Genomic DNA, 18,370 nt, shown 5'->3' on the forward strand with positions numbered 1-18,370 from the left:
CAGACGAATGTCTTAATGCGGTTGTTCTTCCAGCGTCACTGGCCATTTGCGGAATATGAGCACAGCCCATACCAGCGCGGCACAGGCGGGTATAGCGCCAATATAGCCGATGGCCGACATTGACCAGTGCAAACTCACCTGATTGCCTACCAGCGCGCCAGCGCCAATACCAATATTAAAGATGCCTGAAAATAGCGCCATTGCGACATCGGTCGCGTCCGGGGCCAGCGCCAGTACTTTCACCTGCATACCGAGCCCTATCACCATAATCGCGATGCCCCAGAAAATGCTCAGTATGGCCAGATGCGCTTCGCTCTCCGCCGCAGGCAGCAGCAGAAGCAGACAGACAACCAGCAGGGCAATAGCGATACTGACGAGCGACGAGGCATGGCGATTACCCAGTTTACCAAACACGAGGCTGCCGATGATCCCGGCGCCGCCGAGGATCAGTAACAGGACGGTAGCAAAATTCGCACTGAGCCCGGCGACATTCTGAACGAACGGTTCAATATAGCTATAAGCGGTGTAATGCGCAGTCACCACAACGACGGTCAGTACATAGAGGCTCATCAGCGCCGGACGCCGGAATAGCAAAGGTAAACTTTTTAGTGAGCCGGAATGCTCGCTCGGCAATTTCGGTAGAAGCTTAATCAGACATAGCAGCGTAATTAATGCGCCCATGCCGATGGCAAAAAAGGTGGTGCGCCAGCCAAAATACTGACCAACAACGCGACCTATCGGCAGCCCAAGCACCATGGCCAACGCGGTGCCGGTCGCTATCAGACTTAATGCCTGAGCGCGTTTCCCGGCAGGGGCCAGGCGGATCGCCAGCGAGGCGGTTATCGACCAGAAAATAGCGTGGGCGAAAGCGATGCCAATACGGCTAATGACCAGCACGGTAAAGTTCCATGCCAGAAAGGAGAGCACATGGCTGGCAATAAACAAAACAAACAGACAAATGAGTAGCTTACGGCGCTCCATTTGACTGGTAAGAAGCATAAAAGGCAGCGACATGACGGCAACTACCCAGGCGTAAATGGTTAGCATGATGCCGACCTGCGCGGTTTGCATATGAAAGCTTTCAGCAATGTCTGATAGCAAACCAACCGGCACAAATTCTGTGGTATTGAAAATAAAAGCGGCAATAGCAAGCGTAACTACCCGTAGCCACGCGACCTTGCGGGAAACTGGATTGATTGTCATAAAAATATTTCGGGTTAGTTGCGAGAAGGTGAGACCGCGATCTTAAAACGTTTACTGGCGAAAAGACAATCATTTTGTGACCTGCTTCTCATTTACTTCGCAGGCCGTTTCGTCTTCAGTCGACGCTCGCCAGTTGGGCGTTAAGTAACTCGATAAAGGCCTCAAGCTGACGCGTCATCGCCCCGCGCCGCCACATTAGCCAGGTGTTAAGCCAGCGCCACTTCTCCGCCAACGGCCAGGCTTCCACCTGATGATGTCCTGGCATACTGTTGAGCATACTTGCTGGCATCAGCGCAATACCTGCGCCGGCAATTACGCACGCCAACATTCCATGATATGACTCCATTTCGTGAATCGTACCGGGGGTCGCGCCATCGGCATGAAACCAGCTTTCGAAATGCCGTCGGTAAGAACAGTTGGCGCGAAAAGCATAGATGTTATAACCATTCACCTCGCTGGCCCGCGAAACGACGGAATGGCCGTGTGGCGCGACGATCATCATCTCTTCCTGGTAAGCCGGTATACCTTCCAGCCCCGGATGCATTAGCGGGCCATCAATAAAGGCGGCGTTCAGCTTTCCCTCGAGCACGCCATCCAGCATGGCGCCGGAAGGACCGGTCGTTAACGCGAACTGAATTTTAGGGTAACGCTGGTTATAACCCGCCAGCAGCGCGGGGATACGTACGGCGGCAGTACTTTCTAACGCGCCGAGTGAAAACAGTCCTTGCGGTTCCTCTCCGGCAACCACCATGCGGGCTTCATCGACCAGCGCCAGGATCTGCTGGCTGTAACGTAAAAAGTTATGCCCGGCTGGTGACAGCCTGAGTCGCTGGTTTTCGCGAATAAACAGAGAGACGCCCAGGTCGGCTTCAAGCTGGCGGATACGCGTGGTCAGGTTGGACGGAACGCGGTGCACTTTTGCCGCCGCCTGCGTAATGCTGCCCGTCAGAGCGACAGCGTTAAACATTTCCAGTTGCGTCAGGTCCATGGTTTTCTCAATTCGTGAATAGTCTGGTTAATATTATTCATTTTTCAGAAAGGGTAAAGGGCGTCATGATGGTACAACTCCCCTGATAACGAGAGAAAGAACATGACCATGATGACTGCAACACAGGCGTTATCCGTGAATCCTGCGACCGGCCAGACGCTGGCGGCAATGCCCTGGGCTAACGCGCAAGAGATTGAACATGCGCTGAGTCTGGCGGCGAGCGGTTTCAAAAAGTGGAAAATGACATCGGTAGCGCAACGGGCGCAAACATTACGTGATATTGGTCAGGCGCTTCGCGCTCATGCAGAAGAGATGGCGCAATGTATTACGCGTGAAATGGGTAAACCCATAAAGCAGGCGCGTGCGGAAGTGACGAAATCCGCCGCGTTATGCGACTGGTATGCGGAACATGGCCCGGCAATGCTGAATCCTGAGCCTACGCTGGTAGAAAATCAGCAGGCGGTGATTGAATACCGTCCGCTGGGCGTCATTCTGGCGATAATGCCGTGGAATTTTCCTTTATGGCAGGTGTTACGCGGGGCAGTGCCGATACTGTTGGCGGGGAATAGCTACTTGTTAAAACATGCGCCCAATGTCACGGGTTGCGCGCAGATGATAGCCCGAATCTTGACGGAAGCCGGTACTCCTGCTGGCGTCTATGGATGGGTGAACGCCAATAATGAGGGCGTGAGTCAGATGATTAACGATCCGCGAATCGCGGCGGTGACGGTGACCGGTAGCGTGCGCGCCGGCGCGGCGATTGGTGCTCAGGCTGGGGCGGCGCTGAAAAAGTGCGTACTGGAACTGGGTGGCTCGGATCCGTTTATTGTACTCAATGATGCCGATCTCGAGCTGGCGGTAAAAGCCGCGGTTGCAGGACGCTATCAAAACACCGGACAAGTCTGCGCCGCCGCCAAACGTTTTATTGTCGAAGAGGGCATTGCGCAGGCGTTTACCGATCGTTTTGTGGCGGCTGCCGCAGCATTAAAGATAGGTGATCCTCTGGTTGAAGAGAATGACCTGGGGCCGATGGCGCGCTTTGATCTGCGTGATGAACTCCATCAACAGGTGCAGGCTTCCGTCGCCGAAGGTGCACGGTTACTGTTGGGCGGCGAGAAAATCGCCGGGGAGGGCAACTATTATGCCGCGACCGTTCTGGCGGATGTCACACCTGACATGACGGCATTTCGTCAGGAACTTTTTGGGCCTGTTGCCGCCATTACCGTTGCAAAAGATGCGGCGCACGCCCTCGCGCTGGCGAATGACAGTGAGTTTGGCCTGTCGGCGACGATCTTTACCGCCGACGATACGCTGGCCGCGGAGATGGCGGCGCGTCTTGAGTGCGGCGGGGTATTCATTAATGGGTACAGCGCCAGCGATGCGCGTGTGGCATTCGGCGGGGTGAAGAAAAGCGGCTTCGGTCGTGAGCTTTCGCACTTTGGTTTACACGAATTTTGTAATGTGCAGACCGTCTGGAAGAACCGCGTCTAATCGCCCTGACGTCGCGTGGCGCCCTCTGCTATACTCGCAGGCCTTTTCAGACCTGCGAGCAAGGAGCATGTTGTGGCCAGGGCCATGGATAATGCAATTTTAGAGACGATTTTACAGCGCGTTCGCCCCCTCATTGGCCAGGGCAAAGTCGCTGACTATATTCCGGCATTAGCGTCCGTCGAGGGTTCAAAGCTGGGGATAGCGATTTGTACCGTGGACGGGCAGCATTATCAGGCGGGCGATGCGCACGAACGCTTCTCTATTCAGTCTATTTCGAAAGTGCTTAGTCTGGTGGTGGCGATGCGTCATTATCCGGAAGAGGAGATCTGGCAGCGCGTCGGAAAAGATCCTTCCGGCTCGCCGTTCAATTCGTTGGTTCAGTTAGAGATGGAACAAGGCATCCCGCGTAATCCATTTATCAATGCGGGCGCGCTGGTGGTATGCGACATGTTGCAAGGGCGGCTTAGCGCGCCGCGTCAGCGGATGCTGGAAGTTGTGCGCGCGCTTTGCGGCGTATCGGATATTACGTATGACGCTACGGTCGCGCGCTCTGAATTTGAGCATTCCGCCCGTAACGCCGCTATTGCTTGGCTGATGAAATCATTCGGTAATTTTCATCATGATGTGCCTACCGTGTTGCAAAATTACTTTCACTACTGTGCGTTGAAAATGAGCTGCATGGAACTGGCGAGGACGTTTGTCTTTCTGGCGAATCAGGGCGAGGCGTTTCATCTCGACGAGCCGGTAGTTACCCCCATGCAGGCCCGGCAGATTAATGCGCTAATGGCGACCAGCGGGATGTACCAGAATGCCGGAGAGTTTGCCTGGCGGGTGGGATTGCCCGCTAAATCCGGCGTGGGCGGCGGTATTGTCGCCATCGTGCCGCATGAAATGGCGATTGCCGTCTGGAGTCCGGAGCTGGATCCTGCAGGAAACTCTCTGGCAGGTATCGCCGCGCTTGAGCAATTAACACAAACGTTAGGACGTTCGGTATACTGATGAATGCGCTTGAACCGCTCTTTGCCCGCCTGGCGCGATCGACATTTCGTTCGCGTTTTCGTCTCGGGATAAAAGAAAGACAATATTGCTGGGATAAAGGCGCGGAGGTAATTGATAAACACGCCGCCGATTTTATCGCCCAGCGACTGGCGCCAGCTCACCCGGCGAATGATGGTAAGCAAACGCCGATGCGGGGCCATCCGGTATTTATCGCGCAACATGCGACGGCAACCTGCTGTCGCGGGTGCCTGGCGAAGTGGCACCAGATACCTCAGGGAGAACCTCTGAGCGAAGCGCAGCAACAGTATATTGTCAGCGTTATCCATTACTGGCTGGTCATACAAATGAATCAGCGGTAGGGCAGCGCGTCGTTGCTGACGCTTTCCCTGATAAATTACCCTCATACCACTGATAGCAGCCGTTGACCGTCATATATCTCATGCGCTGAAGCGCATATTTAGTTACAACATACAGTTGATTGTTTTTTTTCAACCCCTGTCAGCACTGTGCAAAAAAATGTTCTACAGGGCAGGGGATCCGTGTATCACCAGAAGCTTGCAACCTTGATCTGGATCACGTTTAATGACAGTGCTTTTTCACCTGCTGAAGATAATCATGATCGTTAGACCACAACAGCACTGGATTCGCCTGATATTTGTCTGGCATGGTTCCGTGTTATCTAAAATCTTTTCACGACTACTCCTTAACTTTCTTCTTTCTATCGCCGTTATTATCATGCTGCCCTGGTACACAATGCTGGGTATTAAGTTTACCCTTGCGCCGTTTAGCATACTGGGCGTCGCTATCGCCATTTTTCTGGGGTTTCGCAATAATGCCTGTTATGCGCGTTACGTTGAAGCCCGACATTTGTGGGGGCAGTTGATGATCGCTTCACGCTCAATATTGCGTGAGGTGAAAACAACCTTACCTGATGAACGCGGTATCGAGGATTTTGTTCGGTTACAAATCGCTTTTGCCCACTGTTTACGTATGACATTGCGTCGACAGCCTCAGACGCAAGTTTTGAGCAACTATCTTGACCAGGAGGCGTTACAGAAAGTTGTCGCTTCCCATTCGCCCGCTAATCGTATCTTATTGCTGATGGGAGAGTGGCTGGCGATTCGCCGCCGCAGCGGAAAGCTTTCCGATATTTTATTTCATAGCCTCAACAACCGTTTAAATGATATGTCGTCAGTGTTGGCCGGCTGTGAACGCATCGCCAACACGCCGGTGCCTTTTGCCTATACGTTAATTTTGCATCGTACGGTTTATCTTTTCTGCATTATGTTGCCATTTGCACTGGTGGTTGATCTGCACTATATGACGCCGTTTATTTCGGTGCTTATTTCTTATACGTTTATCGCGCTGGATGCGTTGGCGGAAGAGTTGGAAGATCCGTTCGGTACTGAAAATAATGATTTACCGCTGGATGCGATATGCAATGCGATAGAAATCGATTTACTGCAAATGAATGATGAAAGGGATATTCCGGCAAAACGGATACCGGATAAGCACTATCAACTGACCTGAGATCGTCTTAACTGGCGCAGAATGTTCATCTGCGCCATAACCTGAAGAGCAAAGCTTAATAGCCTTCTCCAACGCCGGTTTTGGCTGGACCGGAGTAGTGGACATGAACGATTCGCCATCCTGTGTTTGGTATCTTCGCCCACACCTGGCTTTCGCGGCCTGCCGTGTGTTGAGTCTGCCCATTATCACGGCGTACCGCGGTAAAATGCCAGTCGAACTCTGCAACGGCGGCATTGCCATACACATGAATAGCAGGGGGAGCGTCCAGTTTTAATGTGCGTTTGCTGAAGGTTTTACCCATAGTGGTGCCATAAAAATTTTCAGCGATCTGCGACCATCCGCGTTCGTGACCGCGTGGATGAATAAAACTGGTTTCCGGTGAAACATAAAAGAGCTGCTTGCCTAACGTTGGGTCTGCCTTATCTATTGAATAAAGGTAGCGGTTAATACCTTCTGTAATTTCTTGTTTAACGGTCGACGTAGCTTCATTTTGTGCGGCGGTTGGCGTTGCCGCTGATGCCGATGACGCCATCAGAGTTAACGTTATTGCGGCGGCCGAAAACAATAGTGACGTTTTTTGCATAATAGTTATACCCATATGGTCTGTTTTTGAGACGCTTTATCTTTCCTGTTACGTTCACCTTTATACTAAAGGAGCATGGCTCACGAACAATAAAAAACATCCTTCTATAAAATTACCCCGAAAAGGGAGTAGTGCAATTAAGAATATCGTATTTGTTTGTAACGGCATGACTCAAAATATCAACATTTAGAGTTTCAGTATTGTTGTTGTCCCTTGATTTGTTTTTGTATTTATTACCGCTGGTAAATAGTTAATCTTATGAATAGTGATACACAAATGACCGTTTGCGCTATGTGATAATTAACCATAGTAAAAATACACGAAGCGAAGAAGTGCTATTTCAGTAGTACTGTAAAAATAAATGCAAACGTAACAAATTATACACAAAAATAAGAAGGGCTGTGGCCTCAACTGACTTGATTATGATTCGGTCTTACCGAATGTCAGCCGAGTGTTCAGTGCCATTCTCGCCCTGGCATCCCCGACCGTAAGCCAGTTCTCTACGGGTAACCCCCTTGTTATTACAGCAGAAAACAGGGCATATCATTGATGTAGTCATGCTTAACTTGCATTTTAACATCACTAATACATAGCAAGCTAATATTACACTTTGAAACTTAACGCACGGTAATTGTTAGTGATATTGTCCTGGACAGTTCCGCGAGCAGGTTTTGCGGAAAGTCCAAAAATAAGACAAATAAGGCATATAAAATGAAAAAAGTAGTGGTGTTATCTGCGGTAGCCGCAGCCGTAATGATGGCTGGAGCCGCCAACGCAGCAGAAATCTATAACAAGGATGGCAATAAACTGGATTTGTATGGCAAGGTCGACGGCCTGCATTATTTTTCCAGTAATCATAGTACGGATGGCGATCAATCTTATATCCGTATGGGTATTAAAGGCGAAACTCAAATTACCGATCAACTAACCGGTTTTGGACAGTGGGAGTATCAGGTCAACGCCAATCGTCCGGAAGATGGTGACTCCAGCGGTTCCCCGCAAAGCTGGACGCGTCTCGGTTTTGCTGGTTTGGCATTTGCCGATATGGGGTCTGTTGATTATGGTCGTAACTATGGCGTGTTATACGACATTGGTTCATGGACTGACGTACTGCCTGAATTTGGTAATGATTCGTATGAAGCTTCCGATAATTTTATGACCGGACGCGCGAATGGCGTTCTGACTTATCGCAATAATGATTTCTTTGGTCTGGTTGATGGTCTGAATATTGCGTTGCAGTATCAGGGTAAAAATGACGGCCTGTCGAAAGAAGGCGATCCTTTAAGTAATAATGCCAGAAAAAGTATCGCGTACCAGAATGGCGATGGTTTCGGGGCATCAGCGACATATGATTTGGGCATGGGGGTGAGCCTGGGGGCAGCCTATACCAGTTCCAAACGCACGCTTGATCAGATGACGCAAGATAAATACGACAATGGCGACCGTGCTGAAGCCTGGACTGGCGGCGTGAAGTATGATGCCAATAATATTTACCTGGCGGCAAACTATACCCGTACTTATGATATGACCTATATGGGTGATACATTGGGCGGCTTTGCACATAAAACCGATAACTGGGAAATGGTAGGGCAATATCAATTTGATAATGGCTTACGCCCGTCACTGGCGTTCCTGCAATCCAGAGCCAATGATGTTGATGGACTGGGTTCGTTCGACCTTGTGAAATATATTGATGTGGGTTCCTATTACTACTTCAATAAAAATATGTCCGCGTATGTTGACTACAAAATCAATCTGCTAAAAGATGGCAACCCATCGAATCCTAATACAGACAACACCGTGGCGCTCGGCTTAGTCTACGAGTTTTGATAAAACTTGCTGATTAAGACAGTTTAGGGATACCCTCCTTTTCCCAAAACTGTGTCACTGCTTAACCTTTATTATTGTTAATTTATCCTTTTATTATTTCAGGACGCTTCTGGCGTCCTTTTTTATTGACTATTCATTGGCTATTCGACTTCGATCTCGCGAATGCGCATTCTGCTACTGTCATCTATCTGCACTTTACCTGAATGACAAAAGGGGCAACAGAGTGTGGACGTTTGAGAGGTGAAGGGTTGATTACAGGACAGACACCAACCTTGCGCCGGTGCGATAGTAATGTGGAAACGCGCATTGTCAGCAAGGGTATGACGAGCGGCGACGTCCAGGCCAAAATGCAGCGCCGGCACCTCAACACAGGCCATAACGCCAATCTCCAGCCAGACTTGCTTTACCTTGCTGAACTGGTGATTTACTGCCTGCTCCTCCAGCAATTCGATAATATTTTGCGCCAGGGCTAATTCATGCATGGGCCAGCTCCTTCATTCAACAATATTTACGGCGACACAAGGATCAATTACCTGTAACTGTTGCGACCACAATGAGAGTGGAATAGTGGCCAGTTCGCGAGCAATGACGCCGTCAGATTGGGCGTGACGTGTGGTAGGCGAGATAATACGGTAATCAAGAATATTGCCTGACGTCGTCAGTCTGGCCTGATGAACTAACCATCCTCGCGCGGTTTCCACTACTGCTATTTTCCATTCGCCATCATCAAAACGATTCCAGCGCAGGGTAGGAAGGGCGCTCAAACTTCGGGCGAGCGTAACGCAGCGGGCCAGCAGACGTAGCGCAGTCATTTTTCCGCTAAGACAACAGGCTGACAGTAGCGGATATTCGATAGCCAGAGGCGAGACATCCAGGGGACCAGGGGTTATTAACGTATGGTCCGGGGATGACGCCATCGGTAGTGTAGGTGTAATGATATTCTGTAATGTCGCCAGCCAGCGGGCGGTTTCAGAACGCTCTTGCAAAAACCAGGCTTCCCAGCCCTTTACGCCAGCGGCAAGCCAGGTCTGAGGATCATCGTCAAAAAAGATTGTGCTTGCCAGCGGGGATAACTCTCCGCGACGTAACAACGCCCATTCTTCAGCGGTTGCCTGTCGGTGGCTAAACAGGGGGAGCCAGTCGGTCAACGCGCGACGGAGCGTTTCTCGCGCCAGCTCTTGTTGTGCGGCCTGCATATCTGGCTTCTCTTCAGGAAACAACAGTAAAGCCGCCGCTGCGCTGTGCGCCTGAGCGCACAACGTAAACAAACGTGAAATAAGCGTTTTTGCGTATACCGGCGTTGCGCCCTGTAACAAACGACCGATCGGCGCCTCCTGCCAGATAATCCGTAGCGGGTGAGAATAGACGGTCAATCTTTGCACGAATTATTACCTTCATCGATCACCATAAACCCGGACTTACTGGTTTCGCAAACCGGACAGCACCAGTAATCAGGTAACTGGCTGAAGGGCACGCCGGGTGGAATTTGCCATACGTCATCGCCCAGCGCAGGGTCGTAAACCCACCAACATACTTTGCACTCCATGCGCACCACTGGCTCATTTTCTGTGACCGGGTATTCTTTCAGCCATTCCAACGTATTTTTTAGCCCCGCGTAGGCATCTTCGATATCGTCGATGCCTGCAACGGCGATATCAGGAATGTCTGCTATCTCAATCATATCTTGCAGTAATGTGTTCATATCATTGAAATAATTGACCCGCCATACGCCGGGAAAATGCGTGCTTACAATCCGGCATTTACCATATCCGCGTGAAAAAATAGCGCTACAGCCTTCGCCTAAAAAATGCTCCAGATACTCGCGATCGGCATCGTTTACTGGCAACAGCGTTAAGTTAATGATATGCGGCTCTTTTACCGGCTGTTTTACGCGCTCGGCTATTTCATGCGCGATAAAGGCGCCATTCATCAGTCCCGCCGGTTGCGGCGGCAATTCTGGCGTAATCGTCGGCTGCGGATGCGTCTGCCAGATGCTCTCCGGGATCGGGCCAATGATAATTTCATCGGCAACCCGTTGCTGGTCAGCGTTATATTCACGCACACGCCAGACACCCGTAAAAACCGTCTCCTGAATACGCTGTTCTTTTCCATCGGATAATAGTACCCGGGCGGAGATTTCACCTTCGCCGAGCAGTTGATCCAACAAACCGCTATTCTGTTGCTCAGTGGCATTCAGCTTATAGCTCAGGGGAAATGGGAGCGTTGCCACCGGGTTATCCATATCGCGAATAAGCGTAGTCAGGATGTGTCTGGCAACACGAAGCTCAGCGGGCAACGCCTGTTCCGGTAAAACCGGCGTCAGTGGTAGATTAATGCCGGCGGGGATAGGAAGAAAGTTAAAGTCTTCCTCTTCTGGCTGCGAGCCTGGTCCGGCAATATTAACGACTGGAATAGTTCTGGAATGATTCACGTGTGTTACCTTTCATTCTATTGCGTGATAACGGGAATATCCTGACGATAGCCCGGTGTGGTCAGCAATGCGGCCACCCGCTGAGAGTATTCTTGCCAGCTATATAATCCCGCCAGACTGCCGACAAAACGGTGCTGGCGAAAGAAAAGCAGCGCCGGATATTTCAGAATGCGATACTCCCGGGCGATCAGATCACTCTGTTCGCTATCCGCAAATGCCGCGGTATAAGACGTCGCCGGAAATTGCTTGAGGATCTCCGGGATAATGACCCAACTGTCGGCGACTTCCGGATGTTTGTTGGGGTCGCTTTGCAGCAAAACCAGCAGAGTCGGATGCGCATTAATCAACGACGGGAGCGTTTGCGCATCGGTAACCAGAAAGCCTTTATCCGCCAGTGGACAAACAGGATTTTGGGGTGAGATAGTCATTTTTTTAAATGCTCCGGTAATTCAGGCGTGCGAGACAATAAATCGGCAAAACCGGTCAGCGGATCGCTTTGCGTAAGCATGGCCTGTTCCAGCGAGTCCAGCGCCGCCAGTACCTCAGCGGCTTCCGCTTCGTCCATTTCTCGTCGTGCTGCGCCGCCAAATGTCAGCAGCCATGCGCCTGCTAAGGGGGGAGCCACAAGCCGAATATCAACGTCGATAAGCTCGCCGTGTCGGTCGCGGCATTTGGCGAACCACTGACCGGGTGAAATAACCTGCACAGGAACGCCGATACACATTATGATTTCTCTCTCTGTAGCACCCGAATATCGCCGACCCGGCAGGCGCTTTGCGCATCTGGCCGTTCATCTTCGTAGCGTTCCATACACAGGCTGTAATGATTGAGCCTTTCAGTGGGCAAGGCCGCTGAAGAGGCGGTGATACCCCATTGCGCCAGCACTTCCTGCGCGAGACAGACCGCAGGCATCAGTTGCGCCTTTACCTGCGGCGTAAGACTCCCGCCATAGTCATCCAGACATTCCGGCTGCACGCCAATCAGCACAATCTCCGATAACTGGCCGTCGGTTAATTGCAGCAATGCCAGCACTTCAGAAAAACTGGTCTGATGTAAACTGAGTTTTTTCGCCGTCAGATAGGCGGGAACCTGTTCATCACGAAACATCGCCAGCGAACCTGGCGCCATACCAAAATCGATAGCATCCATGATTAACAGTTTTTCGGTCTGTTGCAGCCAGGGCAGCAGCGCCAGCCCCTGCGTACCGCCATCAACAACGTCAACTTTCTCGTTATCGGCATACTGTTCAAACAGCTTTTCCGCCGCTCTGACGCCGAACCCTTCATCTGCCCAAAGCAGGTTGCCAAGCCCTAAGATTGTTACTTCTGCCATTGTTATCACCTGAACCAGCGCCAGCCGCTTATCATGACGGAAATCACGCTTTGTCGGCTCATAATGTCTTCGCGGATAGCGGTATAAACATGCGCAATGACGAAGGCGATAATGAACCACATGCCCAGCCGGTGCCAGAAATGCAGCGCGAGGCTATCGTTGCCAGTCAGGCGAATCATCCAGCCAAACCATTGATACGCCCAACTGTCTGTTCCAAGTCCTTCGCCATAGAGCGCAAAGCCGCTACACACCATCAGTACGGACATCCAGAAATAGAACATTACCGCCAGTCCCGCTACCGGATTATGTCCATAGTAACGATGGGCCTCTTTTTCGAGGAAAAAATACCAGCGGATTTCGCTGATAACGCCTTTGCGCCAGGCGCGGCGCCAGAACGGAACCAGAAACATCTCCCTGGCGTACTCATTGCCGACACATGCCCAGTAAATACGAAACAGCAGCGCGACAGTAAAAATATACGCCGTGGTAAAATGGATCAGTCGTATCCAGCCCATCCAAAACATAAAGGTCGCTTCACCTTGAATCGATGGCAGGGGGTGGCCAATGAAATATCCTGTAACAGCCAGGACGACAATGGATAACGCCGTGATCCAGTGCCATAAACGGACCGGCGCTTCATAGATATAGTACCCCTGGCTGGTTATTTCTTTGAGATGCATTGAGACCTCCGAATCGTCGTCATCGTACCTGAACCCTGACCAGCTCCCCTCCATGATTATCAATAACATGGGTGGAGCAGGCCAGGCAGGGATCGAAGCTGTGCAGAGTACGTAAAATCTCCAATGGTTGATCGGGAACGGCGAGTTTAGTCCCCATTAACGCCGCTTCGTACGCGCCAATTTGACCTTTATCGTCACGTGGCCCGGCATTCCAGGTTGTCGGTACCACACACTGATAGCTGTCGATTTTCTGATTTTCAATTTTTATCCAGTGCCCCAGCGCGCCGCGCGGCGCCTCGCTGAAACCAACGCCTTTTGTCGATGTAGGCCAGGTATCGGGTTCCCAGAGCGTGACGTTTGCCGTCGCCGTATCGCCGGACTTGAGGTTACGCATCAGACGATCGAAGAAATATTGCAGCGTATTGCCTGCCCATACGGATTCCAGCGCACGCGCGGCAGTACGCCCTAATGTAGAAAAGAGCGCTTCTTTAGGCAGCTTTAATACACTAAGCAGTTGATCCACGGGTTCTTTAAATTCCGGTTTATTTTGATGATATCCAATCAGATAACGCGCCAGCGGACCTACCTCCATCGCATGTCCCTTCCAGCGCGGCGATTTAATCCATGAATATTTAGCGGACTCATCCACCTGTTCGATAAAGGTTTTTGTGCCTTTATAGTGTTCGCCCATGACCAGTTGCGGTTCGGTCAGACCATCCCAAGGATGCAGGCCCTTATCGTTATTGCCGTTACCATAGGTATACCAGGAGTGAGTAACAAACTCCTGAATCTCATCGGGGGCGGTTAAATCGACAGGATGAATTTCGTCGAAACGACCGTTAATGATAGCCCCACGCGGAAGCAGAAGATTACTGGCGGAATAATCGTTAGGGTTATCCGGAAACTCGCCATAAGCCAGCAGGTTCATGCTCGATAACCCGCCGCCGATTTTTGCCCAGTCTTTGTAATAACTGGCAATCAGCAAGACGTCCGGAAGATAAACCTGTTCGCAGAACTGGCGAGCTTTTTGGATGATGGAACTGACAAGGTTCAGGCGTTCCATATTCACTGCGCCGACCGCGCCCGTTTCGTCAAGGTTGATGGCGCAAGGAACGCCGCCCACCAGCCAGTTAGGATGCGGGTTTTTACCACCGAAAACGGTGTGAATTTTTACGATCTCTTTTTGAAAATCGAGTGCTTCAAGATAGTGGGCGACCGCCAGCAAATTGGCTTCCGGCGGAAGTTTCATCGCCGGATGTCCCCAGTAGCCATTACGGAAAGGGCCAAGTTGACCGGACTCGATAAACCGCTTCAGTCGATTTTGCAAATCGCGGAAATATCCCGGCGAGGATAGCGGCCATGCGGAAAGGCTTTGCGCGATGGCGGAGGTCTGATGCGGGTCGGCTTTCAGGGCGGCAACCACATCAACCCAGTCCAGCGCGTGCAGATGATAAAAATGCACCAAGTGATCGTGAACGTGTAGCGTAGCCTGCATCATATTACGGATACAGTTTGCGTTGTCCGGAATCGCGATTCCCAGCGCATTTTCTACGGCACGGATTGAGGTCAGAGCGTGTGTACCGGTGCAGACGCCGCAAATGCGTTCAACGAATGCCCAGGCGTCTCGCGGATCGCGACCTTTCAGGATAACCTCCAGGCCGCGCCACATGGTGCCGGTCGACACGGCGTTAGTAATGACATTATTACTGTCGATATTCACTTCGCAACGCATATGCCCTTCGATGCGAGTAACCGGATCGACCACAATTCGCCGTCCGCTATTGTCCAGCGTAAAACCCTGAGTCTGATAAGGATATGCCATAATTATTTTTTCTCTTCCGGAGCGTTTTCTGATGACGTGTTGTTTTTATTGCGGGCATGTTTTATGGCGCTCACCGTGGCGTGAGCGATGGCGGCAGCGCCCGCGACGCCAGCAACGCCCATTCCGATTTTATCGGCGGTAGCCTCAATGCCGGTTTGCGGAATGCCCGTTGCCCGGCTGTAAAAAGAACCGTAATCCCAGAATCCATCTTCCGAACATCCGAGGCATCCATGACCTGACTGGATAGGAAAAGACACGCCATCATTCCAGCGAACGGTTGAACAGGCGTTATAAGTGGTCGGGCCTTTACAGCCCATCTTGTACAGGCAATACCCTTTTCTGGCGCCTTCGTCATCCCACGCTTCCACAAACTGACCGGCATCGAAATGCGCGCGTCGGTAACATTTGTCATGAATTCGCTGGCCATAAAACATTTTTGGTCGTCCAAGACGATCAAGGGGAGGGATGCGATCAAATGCCAGCATATAGGTGATAACGGCGGACATCACTTCAGGTATAGGTGGGCAGCCTGGCACTTTAATAATGGGTTTATCGGTAATTAATTTGTGAACCGGCGTGGCTTTAGTTGGGTTGGGACGGGCTGCCTGCACGCAGCCCCATGATGCGCAGGACCCCCAGGCGATAATCGCTTTAGCATCCGCGCTGACGCGTTTTAACTTCTCCAGGAACGGCTCACCAGCCAGTATGCAAAACATCCCATCTTCATTCAGCGGCGCGTTACCTTCCACGGCAACGATATAATTTCCTTTGTACTCGCGCATCACATCCGCCAACGCCTGCTCGGCTTGTTGCCCTGCGGCGGCCATAATGGTGTCGTCATAATCCAGGGAAATGAGCGACAGAATGGCATCTTTTGCCAACGGGTGCGCAGAGCGAATGAAAGATTCGGTACAACAGGTACATTCAAGACCATGCAGCCATATCACTGGCGTACGCGGTTTATTCTCCAGGGCATAAGCTATCTGAGGAATCATCGAACTGCTCAGGCCTAAAGACGTTGCGGTAAGGCTGCAAAACTTGAGGAAGCTACGCCTTGTCACGCCGTGTCTACGCATAACTTGATAAAATGTATCTTGTGTTTGCATAACGTTTATCCCAAACCACTATAGTTAGTGTGGGCATCATATGTTGCATTTCTTGTCTTTCTCAACGTGTTTTAGTAGCAATTATGTTTCTAATTCGTAACAACCGATTACATGTGTGCTACTCACATTACTCAAAAACATAAATTAATTTAATGTTATTGGTGATGTGGAGTAAATATAGCGTTGTGATGGTATCTCTTAATGTTGATAAGATTTATTTATAACATGATGGGATTTTTTTAAATGGTCACACGGATAACGCGTTTCATATTAGTTCGCTGTGTTTAACTCTCCTTTAAACCCGTCAGTTAAATTTATTAGCTTGTAAAATAAGATCACAATTAATTACGTGCTGCATAACCATTGATAGGTTTAATTTAATATATTCATCCAATCCATTTTACAAACAAGGAGAGCATGATGAAAAAAAGTAAAGCAATGTTATTTATCGCTCCGGCGTTGTTTTCATACGCCCTGGCTGCACAGGCCTGCACAACCCTTGCTATTCAGGATAAACAAGGCGATGTTTTTCATGGACGTACGCTGGAATATATGCAGGATTTACCCTCATGGTTAACGTATTATCCGGCGGGAACACAGTTTGATAAAAAAACGCCGGATGGCAGTCAGGGAGTGAGCTATCAGGCGAAATATCCGATACTGGCCATTACTTCCACCATCACTGATGGCGATAGCAGAGACATACTTGAAGGCATGAATAGCGCGGGATTGTCATTTAGTGAAAACATGATCATGAATGCGCAGTTGCCGCCATTGCCCGCGAGTGAATATAAACAGGCAATTCCTGTCACCTCGTTGGGAGAATGGGCGCTGGCCCGTTTTGCTACTGTCGGCGAGGTAAAACAGGCAATAAAAGAGGGTAAATTCTGGTCACCGGAACTGCATCGGTTTGGCGATCTGAAATCGCCATTTCATTATGCGTTTTACGACAAGAAAGGAGGAAGCATTGTCGTTGAAGTGGAAAATGGCAAATTCCATGTCTATGACAATCCCACTCGCGTGATGACAAATGGTCCCGCATTCCCCTGGCATCTGACAAATCTGAATAACTATACGCAATTAACCAATGTGGACCGCTCTTCAGGCACACTGGGCGGGATAAAAGTGATGCAGCCTGATAGCGGGATTGCTATTGCAGACTTGCCATCGTCCGATACGTCGGTTTCCCGTTTTATACGCGGCGTTTATTACACCACATATGCGCCGCAAGCGACATCCGCCCACGATGCAATGAATACGCTTGCGCATATTATGAGCCGTTTCGATCGTCCGAAAAATATTACGGTTGATTATATGGGGAGTGAAGGGGAAGGCAACGCCACCCGCAAACCGGTCTCAGAATATACGGTCTGGACAACGCTGTCTGACTTAACGCACGGTGAGATGATGGTGCGCGGCTACAATGATATCAACTATAAAACCTGGTCTCTTTCTCAGTTTAAGAACGCGACAGCGCCCGTGTTCGAGAAAATCAACGTCAAAGGATAAATAGCTCATCTCGGTTTAGTTTCCCCGGTAGTCTCGGCGAAGGTAATGGAGGCTACCGGCGGTTGCTTCTCTTTATCATGCACGGTAATTAATTATCACGATCACCAGCGCCAGGATGGTATGCTAAATCCATTCAAAATCCCCTGGATATGGATTGGAGGGCGCATGGTTATACCTGAGGTCAGGCAGGAGAGGCTCTATCAGAAGATAGCCAACCTCATCATTAAGCTGATCAATGATAATATTTTTCCCCCGGGAACTTTTTTACCGCCAGAACGCGAACTGGCAAAACAGCTTGGCGTGAGCCGCGCCTCCTTGCGAGAAGCCCTTATTGTACTGGAGATCTCCGGATGGATCGTGATTCAGTCCGGTAATGGGGTTATCGTTTCAGATAAAAAACACCTTGCCAGCGACTATACCATCGAAGAAATTCTCTCTACTCGCGAGCTGGTCGATAGCCATTGTGCGCGCTTAGCCGCACAAAACGATAACGTTGACGTCATCAACCAAATAGAGGCGATTTATCATCGTATGGATCAAGCCATTAACGATAATAACGTCCACGGCTTTTACTCGCTGGATAAAGAATTTCACCTTGCGATCTCTGAGGCCAGCCGTAACCGGGTGTTGTTCGATATGTCCCGTATGTTATGGGAACAACGGATTAATATCCCTTATGCCGGGCTTGATGAGCAGTCTGGAGACAGAAATGTTTTACTTAATCTCAACAAACAGCATAAAGCGATAGTGGATGCGATGCGCCAGTCTGATGCTGACAGCGCCTATGAGGGATCTCTGGAACATTTACGCTATGTGAGAAAGATTGTCGGCGGCTAAGTTTGTCGATGAATAACACCGCATGGCGG

19 protein-coding genes are annotated in these 18,370 nt (G+C 50.4%); 7 read left to right on the top strand and 12 right to left on the bottom strand.

The features are described from left to right. Positions 1-12: 12 nt before the first annotated feature. Complete coding sequence (locus NA389_RS00135; protein WP_000154621.1) at positions 13-1,203, bottom strand: sugar transporter; 1,191 nt, start codon at positions 1,201-1,203, stop codon at positions 13-15. Between the two features lie 115 nt (positions 1,204-1,318). Continuing rightward, positions 1,319-2,191 carry a putrescine utilization regulator PtrR gene (gene ptrR, locus NA389_RS00140; RefSeq protein ID WP_000366539.1) on the bottom strand — a complete coding sequence of 291 codons (873 nt, stop codon included), beginning with the start codon at positions 2,189-2,191 and terminating at the stop codon, positions 1,319-1,321. 102 nt (positions 2,192-2,293) lie between these two features. On the opposite strand from ptrR, the gene sad reads away from it, so the two are divergent. The 4 genes from sad (at position 2,294) to NA389_RS00160 (ending at position 6,211) form a co-directional block, all read left to right on the top strand. Beyond that, a complete protein-coding gene (gene sad / locus NA389_RS00145; protein WP_000178407.1) occupies positions 2,294-3,682 on the top strand; it encodes a succinate-semialdehyde dehydrogenase in 1,389 nt (462 codons plus the stop codon). Between the two features lie 72 nt (positions 3,683-3,754). Continuing rightward, the gene (glsB, locus tag NA389_RS00150) at positions 3,755-4,681 is read left to right on the top strand and encodes a glutaminase B (RefSeq protein WP_000090081.1); all 927 of its coding nucleotides are present in this window, start codon (positions 3,755-3,757) and stop codon (positions 4,679-4,681) included. Further along, positions 4,681-5,040, top strand: coding sequence for a DUF4186 domain-containing protein (locus tag NA389_RS00155; RefSeq protein WP_000992449.1), 360 nt, complete (start codon positions 4,681-4,683; stop codon positions 5,038-5,040). The genes glsB and NA389_RS00155 overlap by 1 nt, the downstream gene beginning before the upstream one ends. 256 nt (positions 5,041-5,296) lie before the next feature. After that, entirely contained in the window at positions 5,297-6,211 is a 915-nt protein-coding gene (locus NA389_RS00160) for a bestrophin family protein (protein WP_015405950.1), read from the top strand. A gap of 55 nt (positions 6,212-6,266) precedes the next feature. On the opposite strand, the gene NA389_RS00165 is transcribed toward NA389_RS00160, so the two are convergent. Continuing rightward, positions 6,267-6,809, bottom strand: coding sequence for a YybH family protein (locus NA389_RS00165; RefSeq protein WP_000513120.1), 543 nt, complete (start codon positions 6,807-6,809; stop codon positions 6,267-6,269). A gap of 696 nt (positions 6,810-7,505) precedes the next feature. On the opposite strand from NA389_RS00165, the gene ompC reads away from it, so the two are divergent. Next, positions 7,506-8,624 (top strand): porin OmpC, encoded by a 1,119-nt coding sequence (ompC, locus tag NA389_RS00170; RefSeq protein ID WP_000758335.1) that lies wholly within the window; start codon positions 7,506-7,508, stop codon positions 8,622-8,624. A gap of 140 nt (positions 8,625-8,764) precedes the next feature. Here the strand turns inward: ompC and hypA are convergent, their stop codons facing one another. From hypA to NA389_RS00215, 9 genes are read right to left on the bottom strand one after another with little or no spacing between them, the layout of a single operon-like run. Beyond that, on the bottom strand, positions 8,765-9,106 hold the full coding sequence (gene hypA, locus NA389_RS00175) for a hydrogenase maturation nickel metallochaperone HypA (protein WP_000544772.1): 342 nt from the start codon (positions 9,104-9,106) through the stop codon (positions 8,765-8,767). Positions 9,107-9,118: 12 nt separating this feature from the next. Then, entirely contained in the window at positions 9,119-10,006 is an 888-nt protein-coding gene (locus NA389_RS00180) for a hypothetical protein (RefSeq protein WP_001189395.1), read from the bottom strand. Next, the gene (locus NA389_RS00185) at positions 9,994-11,055 is read right to left on the bottom strand and encodes a hydrogenase expression/formation C-terminal domain-containing protein (RefSeq protein WP_001016749.1); all 1,062 of its coding nucleotides are present in this window, start codon (positions 11,053-11,055) and stop codon (positions 9,994-9,996) included. Before NA389_RS00185 ends, NA389_RS00180 begins: the two co-directional genes overlap by 13 nt. Positions 11,056-11,072: 17 nt before the next feature. Then, the gene (locus tag NA389_RS00190; RefSeq protein WP_000155977.1) at positions 11,073-11,483 is read right to left on the bottom strand and encodes a hydrogenase; all 411 of its coding nucleotides are present in this window, start codon (positions 11,481-11,483) and stop codon (positions 11,073-11,075) included. Next, positions 11,480-11,779, bottom strand: a complete 300-nt coding sequence (gene hypC, locus NA389_RS00195; protein ID WP_000334904.1) for a HypC/HybG/HupF family hydrogenase formation chaperone — start codon at positions 11,777-11,779, stop codon at positions 11,480-11,482. The genes NA389_RS00190 and hypC overlap by 4 nt, the downstream gene beginning before the upstream one ends. Further along, complete coding sequence (gene hybD, locus NA389_RS00200; protein ID WP_000852658.1) at positions 11,779-12,387, bottom strand: HyaD/HybD family hydrogenase maturation endopeptidase; 609 nt, start codon at positions 12,385-12,387, stop codon at positions 11,779-11,781. Before hybD ends, hypC begins: the two co-directional genes overlap by 1 nt. 5 nt (positions 12,388-12,392) lie before the next feature. Continuing rightward, positions 12,393-13,136, bottom strand: a complete 744-nt coding sequence (gene cybH, locus NA389_RS00205; protein WP_000924455.1) for a Ni/Fe-hydrogenase, b-type cytochrome subunit — start codon at positions 13,134-13,136, stop codon at positions 12,393-12,395. Beyond that, positions 13,087-14,889 carry a nickel-dependent hydrogenase large subunit gene (locus tag NA389_RS00210; RefSeq protein ID WP_000331201.1) on the bottom strand — a complete coding sequence of 601 codons (1,803 nt, stop codon included), beginning with the start codon at positions 14,887-14,889 and terminating at the stop codon, positions 13,087-13,089. Before NA389_RS00210 ends, cybH begins: the two co-directional genes overlap by 50 nt. A gap of 2 nt (positions 14,890-14,891) precedes the next feature. Continuing rightward, positions 14,892-15,995, bottom strand: a complete 1,104-nt coding sequence (locus tag NA389_RS00215; protein WP_001194450.1) for a hydrogenase small subunit — start codon at positions 15,993-15,995, stop codon at positions 14,892-14,894. Positions 15,996-16,412: 417 nt separating this feature from the next. Between NA389_RS00215 and NA389_RS00220 the strand changes: the two genes are divergently transcribed. Together NA389_RS00220 and NA389_RS00225 are read left to right on the top strand one after the other, a co-directional pair. Further along, the gene (locus tag NA389_RS00220; protein WP_000976505.1) at positions 16,413-17,504 is read left to right on the top strand and encodes a choloylglycine hydrolase family protein; all 1,092 of its coding nucleotides are present in this window, start codon (positions 16,413-16,415) and stop codon (positions 17,502-17,504) included. Positions 17,505-17,549: 45 nt separating this feature from the next. Next, on the top strand, positions 17,550-18,341 hold the full coding sequence (locus NA389_RS00225; protein WP_000388417.1) for a FadR/GntR family transcriptional regulator: 792 nt from the start codon (positions 17,550-17,552) through the stop codon (positions 18,339-18,341). Positions 18,342-18,370: the final 29 nt, after the last annotated feature.

Source organism: Salmonella sp. NW645, assembly GCF_051703725.1.
Taxonomy (GTDB): domain Bacteria; phylum Pseudomonadota; class Gammaproteobacteria; order Enterobacterales; family Enterobacteriaceae; genus Salmonella; species Salmonella enterica.